Source organism: Pseudomonas sp. CC6-YY-74 (genome assembly GCF_002025205.1).
Lineage (GTDB): Bacteria > Pseudomonadota > Gammaproteobacteria > Pseudomonadales > Pseudomonadaceae > Aquipseudomonas > Aquipseudomonas paeninsulae.
In genome coordinates this window covers 4,995,894-5,009,547 of record NZ_CP019947.1, presented here as the reverse complement: position 1 = coordinate 5,009,547, position 13,654 = coordinate 4,995,894, and the positions used below count along the sequence as shown (strand labels likewise).

Annotated in this window: 10 protein-coding genes and 1 pseudogene; 8 read left to right on the top strand and 3 right to left on the bottom strand. The window is 60.2% G+C overall.

Annotated features, from left to right (window positions below):
* Positions 1-41: 41 nt before the first annotated feature.
* Positions 42-929, top strand: coding sequence for a tRNA glutamyl-Q(34) synthetase GluQRS (gene gluQRS / locus B2D37_RS22765; protein ID WP_079204821.1), 888 nt, complete (start codon positions 42-44; stop codon positions 927-929).
* Between the two features lie 330 nt (positions 930-1,259).
* On the opposite strand, the gene B2D37_RS22760 is transcribed toward gluQRS, so the two are convergent.
* Positions 1,260-2,171, bottom strand: a complete 912-nt coding sequence (locus B2D37_RS22760; RefSeq protein WP_079204820.1) for a LysR substrate-binding domain-containing protein — start codon at positions 2,169-2,171, stop codon at positions 1,260-1,262.
* Positions 2,172-2,460: 289 nt separating this feature from the next.
* Between B2D37_RS22760 and B2D37_RS22755 the strand changes: the two genes are divergently transcribed.
* The 7 genes and pseudogenes from B2D37_RS22755 (at position 2,461) to choX (B2D37_RS22725) (ending at position 10,777) form a co-directional block, all read left to right on the top strand.
* Entirely contained in the window at positions 2,461-3,423 is a 963-nt protein-coding gene (locus tag B2D37_RS22755) for an NAD(P)-dependent oxidoreductase (protein WP_079204819.1), read from the top strand.
* 109 nt (positions 3,424-3,532) lie between these two features.
* The gene (locus tag B2D37_RS22750) at positions 3,533-5,062 is read left to right on the top strand and encodes an aldehyde dehydrogenase (protein ID WP_079204818.1); all 1,530 of its coding nucleotides are present in this window, start codon (positions 3,533-3,535) and stop codon (positions 5,060-5,062) included.
* 256 nt (positions 5,063-5,318) lie between these two features.
* Entirely contained in the window at positions 5,319-6,263 is a 945-nt protein-coding gene (gene choX / locus B2D37_RS22745) for a choline ABC transporter substrate-binding protein (protein WP_079204817.1), read from the top strand.
* A gap of 518 nt (positions 6,264-6,781) precedes the next feature.
* A complete protein-coding gene (locus tag B2D37_RS22740) occupies positions 6,782-7,312 on the top strand; it encodes a hypothetical protein (protein WP_079204816.1) in 531 nt (176 codons plus the stop codon).
* Positions 7,313-7,683: 371 nt separating this feature from the next.
* Positions 7,684-8,687 (top strand): annotated as a pseudogene (locus tag B2D37_RS22735) (L,D-transpeptidase family protein).
* Positions 8,688-9,031: 344 nt separating this feature from the next.
* Positions 9,032-9,487, top strand: a complete 456-nt coding sequence (locus B2D37_RS23470; protein WP_256573220.1) for a M23 family metallopeptidase — start codon at positions 9,032-9,034, stop codon at positions 9,485-9,487.
* 345 nt (positions 9,488-9,832) lie between these two features.
* The gene (gene choX, locus B2D37_RS22725; protein ID WP_079204814.1) at positions 9,833-10,777 is read left to right on the top strand and encodes a choline ABC transporter substrate-binding protein; all 945 of its coding nucleotides are present in this window, start codon (positions 9,833-9,835) and stop codon (positions 10,775-10,777) included.
* Between the two features lie 237 nt (positions 10,778-11,014).
* Here the strand turns inward: choX (B2D37_RS22725) and B2D37_RS22720 are convergent, their stop codons facing one another.
* Both B2D37_RS22720 and B2D37_RS22715 read right to left on the bottom strand, forming a co-directional pair.
* A complete protein-coding gene (locus B2D37_RS22720; protein ID WP_079204813.1) occupies positions 11,015-12,184 on the bottom strand; it encodes an iron-containing alcohol dehydrogenase in 1,170 nt (389 codons plus the stop codon).
* 8 nt (positions 12,185-12,192) lie between these two features.
* The gene (locus B2D37_RS22715) at positions 12,193-13,581 is read right to left on the bottom strand and encodes an aldehyde dehydrogenase family protein (RefSeq protein WP_079204812.1); all 1,389 of its coding nucleotides are present in this window, start codon (positions 13,579-13,581) and stop codon (positions 12,193-12,195) included.
* Between the last annotated feature and the right edge of the window lie 73 nt (positions 13,582-13,654).

The following is a 13,654-nucleotide window of genomic DNA, read 5'->3' as shown; positions in this document are numbered from 1 at the left end:
TAGTTCTCCTTTCCCCCGCATATGCCTCTATATTCGCCCGTATGAACGTTCCCGCTTATATCGGTCGCTTCGCCCCTACCCCCAGTGGTTACCTGCACTTCGGCTCATTGGTCGCGGCGCTGGCGTCCTACCTCGACGCGCGCGCGGTCGGCGGTCGCTGGCTGCTGCGCATGGAAGACCTCGACCCGCCGCGTGAAGTACCCGGCGCGCAAGAGGCGATCCGCGGCACCCTGGAAAGCTATGGCCTGCACTGGGACGGCGAAGTGGTGCGGCAAAGCCAGCGGGATGCCGAGTACCAGGCACTGGTCGAGCGCTTGCTGCAGCAGGGCCTGGCCTATGCCTGCACCTGCTCGCGCAAGCAACTGGAGGGCTACCACGGCATCTACCCCGGCACCTGCCGCGATGCCGGGCACGCACCACAGCACGCCGCGATCCGCCTGCGCGTGCCGGAGCTGAGCTACGACTTTATCGACCGGGTGCAGGGCGAATACCGCCAGCACCTGGGCCGCGAGGTCGGCGACTTCGTCATTCGCCGCCGCGACGGGCTGTACGCCTACCAACTGGCGGTGGTGCTCGACGATGCCTGGCAGGGCGTCACCGACGTGGTGCGCGGCGCCGACCTGCTCGATTCCACCCCGCGCCAGCTGTACCTGCAGGAACTGCTCGGCCTGGTGCAACCACGCTACCTGCACGTACCGCTGATCATCCAGCCGGACGGCCACAAACTGGGCAAGTCCTACCGCTCGCCACCGCTGCCAACCGACCAGGCCGCGCCACTGCTGGTTCGCGCGTTACGCGCCCTGGGCCAAGAGCTGCCTGCCGAGCTGGAACACGCTCGCCCGCCCGAGCTACTGGCCTGGGCGAGCAGCCACTGGGACGTTAGCCGCATTGCGCGCAGCCGCACCCTGGCCGAAGCGCAGTTGCGCTGAACTGCCGGGCCGTAGATCCTATATTCATGTGCACGCCTCGCCGAGCGTAGGAGCGGGCCATGCCCGCGATGCTTTTTGCGGGTGCGCTCTATCGCGGCCATGGAACTGGGCGTCCCCGCCGCTCCTACGAATGCCCGAGAGCCATAGCGCGGATGCAATCCGGGCTACTTTTCGCTACTTTTCGCTACGCCGATACACCGCATTCCCCTTATCCTGGCGCCCACTATGCAACAGCCCCACAGGAGCGCACCGCTGAAAGCCCAGCTCGAAGGCGCGTTTTTGGGGACCTCAGCAGCGGCTAGGCAAACGGAGCGAAACTCAGGTGGCCGCCTATGTTTTGCTGACTTCTAGCAACCAGTTAGTCAGGCTCACGACCCGAAGGTCATGCTGGATTTCCTTTCTACAAATAATCCCCCACTGCCCCTGGCCCTCGGCAAAATGCTCGACCGGTTTAACTAACCGCCCTGAACGCAGATCGTTATCGGCAAGCGGCCCATTGACCAGCGCAACCCCTTCGCCATTGATGGCCATCTCCAGCGACATGGCCAGGGTATCGACCACAATCGGCACCGCCCTGCTGGCCATCTTCAGCCCGGCAGACTCAAACCATTGACTCCAGTTCCAGTACCTATCCTCGGAGTTGACCGCAATCAACGGATAGTGCGCGAGGTCTTTGGGGCGCAACTGCGTTGCTTTATCGGCTAACAACGTTGGGCTGCAAACCGGGAAGAATCTGGAATCGAACAGTTTCACCCAATGCAGGTGCGCAGGGATCGGTTCGCTGCGATAGATCACCCCAATGTCCGCACTGTCTTCGTCGAAATCCCAGCCGGCGCCAGAGGTAGCCAGCCGCAACTCGATTTCCGGGTGCAGTGTTCGAAAGTGCGTCAATCGATGGGCCAGCCAACAGATCGCAAAGCTGATGTAGGTCTGCACGCGCAGTGCAGGCGCTGACGCCATGTGCCGGATCGCCGCGCCGCCTTCAAGCAGCTGCTCAAGCGCGGCCAGCACGTACGGGTAATAGCGTTCGCCTTCAGGGGTCAGAATCAGACTGCGCCCTTTACGAGCAAACAGTTTCACCCCGAGGTCAGCCTCCAGAACCTGCATCTGGTGCGTAATCGCAGGGTGAGTCAGGTTCAGCTCTTCGGCCGCGCCCCTTACACTGCCCAGCCGCGCTGTCGCCTCGAACCCCTTCAGCGACTTCAGAGGGGGCAGTTTTCGTAAATCGATACCGCTCGCCATCACCCCACCTCAAACCTGCAAACCAACGCGACTACTCGCGCCCTCGACCGTGCCCAAAATATATCCGGCGCCAGATTGCGAATGGTAGATTTTTTTTACCAGTCCGTAAAAAACATCTCAATTGTCCCCTCCTGTCACAGGTAATAGTTTGGCTTCCGAGCCGTCGACATCCTCACGCTGATTGACGAGCAGAAGAGGCCCTTGCCGAGCAACGTGGTCTTCGCCAGGCAGCTAAGTCTCGAGCAACCTTTGCCCACAACTTCACAGCAGAAATAAATAAGAGGGTTATATGAAAGTAGGATTTATTGGCCTCGGTAATGTCGGTGGCAAACTCGCGGGAAGTTTGCTGCGTAATGGTTATGACCTCACGGTGCGCGACTTGGACCCTGAGTTGGCGCAGTCCTTCCTGGATAAAGGAGCTCACTGGGCCGACTCGCCCAAAGAGCTCGCAGAAAAAGTTGATCTGATTATCACCTGCCTGCCGTCTCCGGCCGCCTGCGCCAAGGTGATGGAAGCCGAAGACGGCCTGGTTCATGGCCTGACAACCGGCAAAATCTGGCTGGAGATGAGCACCACCGATGACGCCGAGGTACGTCGCCTCGGCGCCCTGGTGGAAGCGACCGGCGCCCTGGCCATGGACTGCCCGGTTTCCGGCGGCTGCCACCGCGCCGCCACCGGCAATATTTCAATTTTTGCCGGTGGTTCACGCGCCGCCTTCGAGCGCGTACTTCCGGTGCTGTCGACCCTCGGTCGGCGCGTGCTGCACACCGGCGATATCGGTTCTGCATCGGTACTCAAGGTGATGACCAACTACCTGGCCACCACGCACCTGTGCGCCTTGGCGGAAGCCTTGGTGGTCTGCAAAAAAGCCGGGCTGGACCTGGGCACCACCTATGAAGCGATCCGTATTTCTTCCGGCAACTCCTTTGTCCATGAGACCGAATCTCAGCTGATCCTCAACGGCAGTCGCGATGTCAATTTCACCATGGACCTGGTGATCAAAGACGTCGGCCTGTTCGACTCGCTGGCCAACCAGCTGGGCGTACCACTGGAGATTTCCCCTCTGATCCTGGACATCTTCAAAGACGGTCAGCAGCGCTTTGGCGCACGCGAGTGGTCCTCCAACATCGTCAAGCGGCTGGAAGAAGCCTGCGACCTGCAGGTACTTGCGCCAGGGTTCCCCGCAGAGTTGGTGGACTACGAACCGGAAGAGCAAGGTGCCGAAGTCGTGCCGCCGGGCCGCAGCGCTTAGGTCATCCAGCCAAGGGTCACGCGTCACTGGCCGCGCGACCCTTGGCCTGCAGCGATCGCATGCACTTGCAGGTCGCGGCCTTCTTCTACACGCAACCAAGGACTGAACCATGTCGACCGAAGCGCTAGTGGCAGCAACACCCGAGACCCTGCGTCAGCATGACTGGTGCAGTCTGGCGAAGAATCTGCAGATCGAAACCGGACTGTTTATCGACGGTCACTTTGTCGAGGCACTTAAAGGCAATTGTTTCGACAGCATTAACCCAGCCACCGGCGAAGTACTGGCCTCGGTTGCTTACGGCGACGAAGACGATATAAATCGCGCCGTGGCTGCCGCCAAACAAGCCTGGCACAGCGGACATTGGCGGCACATGGCGCCGCGCACGCGCATGAGCATTCTCATGCGCCTGGCCGACCTGATAGAGAGAAACGCCGCCGAGCTGGCCTTGCTGGAAACCCTGGACATGGGCAAGCCGATTACCGATGCCCTGACCATCGACCTGCCCGAAGTCGTCAACACGTATCGTTATTACGCCGAGTGCATCGACAAAATCGACGGCGTCGTCACCAATACTGCCCCCGAAGCGCTGCATATGATCCAGCGCGAACCCCTGGGCATTATCGGCGCCATTTCGCCCTGGAACTATCCACTGCTGATGGCTTCATGGAAGGTGGCCCCGGCACTGGCGGCGGGTAACTGCGTCGTGCTGAAGCCGGCACAACAAGCCCCCCTGAGCTGTCTGCGACTGGCCCAGTTGTTCATCGAAGCCGGTGGCCCACCAGGGGTGTTCAACGTGGTCAACGGTGACGGCCCGGTTACAGGCAAAGCACTGGCCCTGCATATGGATGTAGCCAAAGTCAGCTTTACCGGCTCAACTGCGGTCGGCAAACAAATCATGATCTATGCCGGCCAGTCCAATCTCAAACGCGTAGCGCTGGAAACCGGTGGCAAGAGCCCGCAAATATTCATGGCCGACCTCGAGAACCTCGATGCGGCAGTGGAGCGTGCCTACGGCGGCATCTTCGACAATGCGGGTCAGGTGTGTAACGCCGGCTCCCGGCTGCTGGTGCATCGCGATATTCATGACGCCTTCGTGGAAAGGTTTGTCGAACGCAGCAGCCAGGCCTATCAGCCGGGCGACCCGCTGGATCCAGCAACGACCCTGGGGCCAGTGGTCACCCGCGCCCACCAGCAAGGCGTGCTACAGAAGATCAAGCAAGGCAGCGCGGAGGGTGCCCATCTTGCCTTGGGCGGATGCGCCCCAGCGGGCATGGAACAGGGTGCGTATGTAACGCCCACGCTGTTTACCGGCGTAGATCGAAACATGAGCATCGCCCGGGAAGAAATATTCGGCCCGGTAGCCTCGGTGATGAGTTTTGACAACGAAGCGCAAGCCATCGCCATTGCCAACGACTCCATCTACGGGCTGGCGGCCAGCGTCTGGACACAGGACCTGAAGACGGCCCATCGCATGGTCCGCTCGATTGAAGCCGGGGTGATCTGGGTTAACTGCTTTGGGGATGGCGACATGACCCAGCCCTTTGGCGGCTATAAGCAATCAGGCAATACACGGGACAAGTCCTTCGAGTGCCTGCTCGGCTACACCCAGAGCAAATCTGCCTGGTTTAATCTCGACTGAGTCTGCCAGGGCCACGACCCTATGTTCGCCACTGAGCATGCAGCCATAAAAAAAACAGCCTCAAAGGCAATACATTTATTAATAGCCAGCTTAAACATTCACGCCCACTATCGGATGATATAAAAAATTCGAAACGTTTTAACCGTACCTTCAGCCAAGCCAAAAAATACTTCAAATAGAACCACTCAGCACTTGCAGCGCACTTAAACCAAGCGAAAAAACACTCTTTCGCCTCACATAAGCACAGAGGAATAACATGACTATAAAAATAATTCCCGCACTGATGAGTACGCTCCTATGCTTCAGCGCCGGAGACCTTCTAGCCCAAGAACAAAGCTCATGTAAAACCATGCGCATAGCCGATATAGGCTGGGTCGATAACGCGGCCAACAATAGTGTACTGGTGGTGTTATCTGAGGCGCTTGGCTATAAGCCGAAGAAAACCATGGTTTCCTTACCTATCACCTTGGCGTCTATCCAAAAGAAGCAGATGGACGTTTATCTTGACTATTGGTCCCCGTCCACTGACGAAACAGTTAAACCATTCCGCGATAAAAAATCTGTAAAGATTTCAGAAGAACCCAACATGCGCGGCGCCAAGTACACCCTTGCCGTGCCGACTTATCTATATGAACAGGGCCTGAAAAATTTCGCCGACATTGCCCGATTCGAGGAAGAACTCGACGGCAGGATCTATGGCATTGAAGCGGGATCCGGCGGTAATAAGCAAATCAATAAAATCATCGGCGAAAACAAATTCGACCTGGGCGAGTTCACGCATATTGAGTCAAGCGAGGCAGCCATGCGGGTAGCGGTAGCCCGCGCGATCAAGAAGAAGGAGCCTATCGTTTTTCTCGCCTGGGCCCCGCACCCGATGAACCTGCAGTTTGATATGACCTACCTTGCGGGCGGCGATGATTATTTTGGTCCGAACTTAGGCGCAGCCGAGGTCTATACCATTACCGCGACGGACTATGATCAACGCTGCCCGAATGCGGCGAAACTTGTCTCAAACATGAAGTACACGGTTGAGATGGAAGCTGCGTTGATGGATCGGATTATGCAGAAAGAAGATCCCAACGACGTGGCTAGAGACTGGATCAAAAACAACCCTCAATGGCTCGACACCTGGCTGGCCGACGTAACCACCATTGACGGCAAGAATGGCCTGGACGCGGTGAAAAAACACCTCGGTATATAAGCCTTGTCCTGGTCTCGGGTTGCCTTTGACCCGAGACCAGGTTCTCCCGGCCGTTCACTGGCCGCTGAAGGCATACCTCCGCTAATCAGCCCTACTCCCCACGCCCTAACTGACGACCGGGGCAGCTTCGCTTTCTCCATGCACGTTGATCATCCGAGTAGCCATTGCCTGACGCAGATCGACCACCTGGGACTCGTCCTTGCGTGGCCAGCATCAAGGTCGCCTTCCCGGTATCCACGGAGCAGTCGAGTGTCCAGATGCAGCCACCCTTCCCGGTTGGCTCGGTGTTGATGGACCCTGTGCCGGCGAATACCGATTCCTCGGCACTCAAGGTACCTGGGGCTTGAAAGACCCTCGGTGACTCAGCCACAAGCCGGCAGCGCACGCTGGCTAACACCCATGGCGTGCGGCAACGCTGCCAACCTGCCCCGCGCCTCCCACCCTGAAGGCCAGAGCCCGAGCGACATGACAGCGCTTGAGCTATCCTTGGCACCCTTCTTTTCCTCAGGAATGTCCACATGAAAGCCCAGCTCGAAGAGTTGATCAGCAAGATAAGCTCGGGCTGCATGCTGGCCGAAGACGTCGCGCGCATTGCCGACGAGGCGGCCTTGGCCTACGCCGACCCACAGGCCTTCCTCGCGGCCAACCCGGACATCAACTACGACGACAGCTTCCCGATCCCGCTCGGCGAGTGGGTGGCGGTCGGCAGCCTGCCAGATACCGTGCTGTTCCAGGCCGATAGCTACGACCAGTTGTTCCAGCAGATCGTCGATTCCTTCGGCCAGCAAGTCAGCTTCGTGCTCAAGCCCAAGCAGCTGGTCAAGGTCGAGCCGCTGAAAGCGCTGAACCGTATCCAGGTGCAACTCTCCAGCCTGTCAGCGGAAACCCAAGGCTATGTACTGGTCGATTTCAGCGAACCGCTGGATGACGAGCTGCAAGCCGTGCTGGTGTATAGAAGCGACTTGGCGCGGGTGCTGGAATTGGCCGTGGAAATCGGCATCTATGCCGCACCGGCGTATGAAGCGATGCAAGCCGCGCAGACCGAGTAGGTTGAGCCGCTCGCGTCACGCTGCGCTGACGGCCCACGGGGAACTCATCCCCGCGGACCTGATCAAAAGACTATCGCGAACACCTCACTCGACCGCCTCATGCAGCCATGCGTGAGGCGGTGTCTGGTGCTTGAGCAGAGGGATGCACCACTACACGCAATAGCCGTCTTGCACGACACCGCAGTGAAGAGATCGAGCGCGCCCGCAGCAATTGGGCGTTTTCACTACCACTCACGCCTGTAACCGCCATTACTGTGCATTAATGGCACGTCGATTCCCCGCAACACGCTGAACGTGTACCGAGCTTGCTCAGACACGCTGAAGTTCGCCCTGTTTGTTCGCTTGAGGATCGCATCTTGAACACAACAACCATGCTCACCTGCGCCATCACCCTGGCCCTTCAGGCAGCGGCGGTACCGTTCGCATTCGCTAGCACCGAACCACTCACAACCGAGGTCAGCGTCGCTGCGCCGCCGCTCACCGCCGAGTTCGCCAACGACGCCAACCTGCGCGGCGAGGTCGGCCCGAAGCAGCACAACGTCGCAGTGCTGCGCGCGCAGATCCTGCTCGATCGCGCGCGCTTCTTTCCGGGCGAGATCGACGCCAGTTTCGGCTCGAACACCCGTATCGCCATCAGCGGCTTCCAGAAAAACAACGGCCTGCCAGTCAGCGGCGTCATGGACGAAGCCACCTGGGTTGCACTCAACGCCGACGTCGAGCCAGTGCTCGTGACCTATACCATCACCGACACCGACGCCGCCGGGCCCTTCCAGCAGATTCCAGCCGACATGATGGACAAGGCCACGCTGACAACGCTGGGTTACCGCGACCTGACAGAAGCGCTCGGCGAGAAATTTCATGCCAGCCCCAGGCTGCTGGCACTACTGAACCCGGGCAAGGATCTGAGTCGCGCCGGCGAGGCCATCGTCGTACCCAACCTCGCCGACGCCGCGCCCCTGCCCAAGGCTGCACGGGTGGTGGTCGACAAGTCCGACTCGACCGTCACCCTCTTCGATGCCGCGAATGCCATCATCGCGCAATTCCCCGCCTCCTCCGGTAGCAGCCGCGATCCGCTGCCACTCGGTGACTGGAAGATCCTCGGTGTAGCCAGAAATCCAGTGTTCCAATACAACCCGAGCTGTTCTGGGACGCCAACCCCGGCCACGCCAAGGCGACCATCCCGGCCGGCCCGAACAACCCCGTCGGCGTCGCCTGGGTCGCCTTGTCCAAGCCGCATTACGGCATCCATGGCACGCCGGAGCCGTCGAAGATCGGCAAGACTCAATCGCACGGCTGCATCCGCCTCACCAACTGGAACGTCACGGCGATGGGACACGCAGTCAAGCCCGGGCTACCCGCCCTTCTGCAAGAGTAAGCAGACGCCCTATGAAGAGCATTCTGATTTTCGCAGCAGGCGCCCTGGTCGGCGCCGCGGGCCTGTTCTATGCCCTGCAGAACGACATCGCCACGCAGTCCATAGCAGCCCCTGGCGAACCCGTGCAGTCTGCGCCGACATCCGTCGCGCCCAGCGATACCGAGCAGGTCGCACCGGCGATGGCTCAGGTTGCGAGCGTAACAACCACCAACACAGCCAGCGCCAAGGCGACGCTCATCGAGATGCCGCTAGAGCCCCCGGCCAGCAGCCCGATTACCCAGGAGCCGAGCGACATTGCACCTAGCACCCCGCCCCCAGCGATCGAGGAAGCCAGCGTGCAGACAATGCCAGCCGAGCCACTGCAGGTGCACCCTGGCGCGCTGCTGGTTCCCGTGACGGGCATAGTCACGGCGCAACTGAGCGACACCTTCGACGACAAGCGCGGCACCGAGCGCATCCACGAAGCGCTCGACATCATGGCGCCGCTGAAGACCCCGGTAGTCGCCGTCGACGACGGCAAAGTGGTGAAACTCTTCGACAGCGTGCCCGGCGGCCTCACCGTCTACCAATACGATGCCAGCGGCACCTTCGCCTATTACTACGCGCACCTGGACAGCTACGCCGCTAGCCTGGTGGAGGGTCAGGAACTCAAGCGCGGCGACCTGCTCGGCTACGTCGGGGCCACCGGCAACGCCAACCCGCTTGCGCCGCACCTGCATTTCGCCATTTTCCTGCTCGGCTCCGAGAAGCAGTGGTGGAAAGGCACGGCAATCAACCCCTACCCCTTATTCCAACGCTGAGTCCGACACCGCCTCGCCCTACAGGCTATGGAGCTACTGCCGTAGCCTGTAGGGCGGACTTTGACCCACCAGCGCTAGATAAAGGATCAAACCCTTTGCGGCTACCGCCTCCATACCTGAGCGTGTCCAGCCATAAAAAAAACGACCCCTAAGGTAAGGAAGTTATTGATGGTCAGCTTAAAAATCCAAGCCCACTATCGGACCACTAAAAAAGACGACCGCACGTGAGCCGTCCCACCAACCTACTCAAGAGAAGCTTTAAAAGCACTACTCAGCACTTACAGCGCACTTAAAACCAGCGAGACAAAGTACCCTCTCGCCTCACATAAGTAACAGAGGAATAACATGACTATAAAAATAGTTCCCGCACTGATGAGTACGCTCCTATGCTTCAGCGCCGGAGACCTTCTAGCTCAAGAACCCAACTCATGCAAGACCATCAACATCGCCGATATCGGCTGGGTGGATAACGCCGCCAGCAATGGGCTCACCATGGTTTTAGCCAAGGGGCTTGATTATAAACCGAAGTCAACCATCGTCTCCCTACCTATCGCCCTGGCATCTATCCAAAAGAAACAGATGGACGTTTTTCTTGATTATTGGTCGCCGGCCTCGGACGATACCGTTAAACCATTCCGTGACAAAAAAACCATTACTGTATTAGAAGAGCCCAACATGCGAGGGGCCAAGTACACACTGGCCGTCCCCACCTACCTGTTTGAAAAGGGCCTGAAAGATTTCGCCGATATTCCGCGCTTCAAAGAAGAACTCGACGGAAAGATTTATGGTATTGAGGCGGGCTCCGGCGGCAACAAGTTACTCAATCAAATCATTGCTGAGAATAAATTCAACCTGGGTGATTTCAAGCTCGTGGAGTCGAGTGAGGCGGCCATGCGTGTAGCGGTGTCCCGCGCCATCAGTAAACAGTCACCGATTGTTTTTCTCGGCTGGGCCCCGCACCCGATGAACCTGCAGTTCGATATGACCTATCTGACCGGCGGAGACGATTATTTTGGTCCTGATTATGGTGCGGCCACCATCTACACCATTACAACGTCTGATTATGCGCAGCGCTGTCCGAACGCGGCGAAATTAATCTCGAATATGAAGTTCACCCCAGAGATGGAAGCCGCGTTGATGGCTCGGATTATGGAGCATGAAAAAGCCGACGTAGTGGCTACGGACTGGATAAAACAGAATCCACAATGGCTCGACACCTGGCTTGCTGGCGTGACGACTTTTGACGGTAAAAGCGGCATTGATGCTGTCAAAAAACACCTGGGCCTCTGACCCCTTACACACCTCGAACCGGACCGGCTCGAGGTGTGTATACAGCCCCACCCTCCAGTCGTGTTCCTCGACTGCTGAAAACAGCACTTCAAGCGAAAGTTCGTCCAACACCTTCCTTAACGCTCATGCCGTAGCCCTTGACGATGGGTCAGCTGTGCCTAACCAGGCAAACGGCTGAGTATTTACGCCCCACCCAAAGACAGGCCCTGCGGCATCACCGGCAAATACCCCGCCGACTTACAACCCCCCGTGCAACGCCTTCTCGAACAGCCGACTGTACTCACTCGCGCTAAAACCAATCGGGTTGGTCCCGGCCGAGGGGTCGACTTCGGCCATTTGCCCGATCTGCTCGATGCGGCTGTCGTCGATGCCGATCTGCGCCAGGCTGTGGGGGATGCCGACTTCGTTGCGCAGGTGCAGCACCCAGTCGAGTACGCCGATAAAGCCTGGTCTGGGCAGGTTGAGGTAGCGCGCGAGGCGTTCCATTTGTGGCTCGATGCTGGCGCGGTTGGCTTGCAGCACGTAGGGCATTAGCACCGCATTGAGCAGGCCGTGGTGGGCGTCGTACAGCGCGCCGATTGGATGGGCCAGGGCGTGCATGGCGCCGAGACCGCGCTGGAAGGCGGTGGCGCCCATGGTCGAGGCCACCAGCATTTGCAGGCGTGCCTCGACATCGCTGCCCTTGGCCACCGCGCGCGGCAGATACTGCTGGACCAGGCGCATACCTTCCAGGGCGATGCCTTCGGCCATGGGGTGGAACAGCGGCGAGCAGTAGGCCTCGAGGCTGTGCGACAGCGCGTCAATGCCGGTGGCGGCGGTGATCTTCGGCGGCAGGCCGATGCTCAGTTGCGGGTCGAGGATGACCAGGGCCGGGAGCATCTTGGGGTGGAAAATGATGCGTTTGATGTGTTCGGCCTCGTCGGTGATCACCGAGGCGCGGCCGACTTCCGAGCCGGTGCCGGCGGTGGTCGGCACCGCGACCAGCGGAGCCATGCCGTCGACGTTGACGCGGTTGCAGTTATCACCGATATCCTCGAAGTCCCATAGCGGGCGACTCTGACCGACCATCAGGGCGATGGCCTTGCCGGCGTCCAGCGCCGAGCCGCCGCCGAAGGCGATCACGCCGTCATGGCCACCGGCCTTGAAGGCGGCGACACCATCGGTCACGTTCTGCCCGGTGGGGTTGCCCTTGATCGCCGCAAACAGTCCGGCCTTGAGACCGTCGTCGCGGCACTGCAGCAGGGCGTGGTCGATCATCGACAGGGCGGCCAGGCCGGGGTCGGTGACCAGCAGCGGCGCGCTCATGCCGAGGGCGCGGCAGGCTTGCGACAATTCGGTGATGCGCCCGGCGCCGATGCGGATCGAGGTCGGGTAGTTCCAGTTCATGCGGTATTGATTCAGGTCCATGGGACGCCTCATAACTGGGTCTTGAAGTGGAAGGATTTCGGCCGGGTCAGGTGCTCGTAGCCGATGCTCGACAGGCTGCAACCGCGCCCGGAATTTTTCATCCCGCTCCAGGCTAGGGCCGGATCGAGGTAGTCGCAGCGGTTGAGAAATACGCTGCCGGCCTCGACCCGCTCGGCCAGGGCCAGGGCGGCCTCGACATCGCGGCTGAAGATGGCGGCGGTGAGGCCGAACTCGCTGTCGTTCATCAGCGTCACGGCCTCCTCGTCGTCCTTGACCTTCTGGATGCCGACCACCGGGCCGAAGGATTCCTCGGTCATCACCCGCATGCCATGGAAGACGTCGGTCAGCACCTGCGGCGCCAGGTAGGCGGAGCCGGGCCGATCGAGGGCAAAGCTGGTCGGGTCGATATGGGCGACCGCGCCCTGGGCCACGGCCTCGTTGATCTGCCGACGGACGAAATCCGCCGCCTCGCTGCGCACCAGTGGGCCAAGGGTGGTTTCCGGGTCGTCGGAACGGCCCAGTTTGTAGTGCCTGACCAGCGCCACCGCCTGTTCGACGAAGGCGTCGTATAGCGACTCATGCACATAGATGCGCTCGATGCCGCAGCAGGATTGCCCGGAGTTGAAGAAGGCGCCGTCGATAGTGGTTGCCACCGCATGCGCCAGGTCGGCATCGGCGCGCACGTAGGCCGGGTCCTTGCCGCCCAGTTCCAGGCCGACGCTGATAAAGCGCCCCGCCGCCGCGCGCTCGACCATGGCGCCGCCCGGCACCGAACCGGTGAAGGACACGTGCTGGATCGCCGGTGCCTGGATCAGCTGCTCGGTATCGGCGTGGCTCAGGTGCAGGTACTGGAATACTCCATCCGGCAAGCCGGCTTCGCTGAAGGCCTCGACCATGCGCTCGGCGCACAGCGGGGTCTGCGCCGAATGTTTGAGCAGCACCGCATTGCCGGCCAGCAGCGCCGGCATCACTGCGTTCACCGCCGTTAGATAGGGGTAGTTCCAGGGCGCGATGACCAGGGCCACGCCAAGCGGTTCGCGGCGGATGAAGCGGGTGAAGCCGGGCTGGTCGGGCAACTGGATATCGGCCAGGGCGCTCTCGGCGATATCGACCATATGGCTGGCACGCTCGACGAAGCCGCGAATCTCGCCGGCGGCGTAGCGGATCGGCCGGCCCATCATCCAGCACAGTTCCTCGGCGAGCTGCTCTTCCTTGGCGGCGAAGGCGGCGATGGCCAGGCGGCCGATGGCCACCCGCTCGACCAGCGAGGTCTGCTGCCAGCCCTTCTGCGCCAACGCGGCCGTGGCCAGGGCCGCTTGAATTTCACTGCCCGTGGCCAGCTCGCGCTCGACATACACCGAGCCGTCGATGGGGGATATGCATTGCAGCTTACTCATTGCTCACTCCGTAGGATGCTGTCTCGGTTAACACGTAGATCCCATGTTCATCTGCAGCCTCGCCGGACGCAGG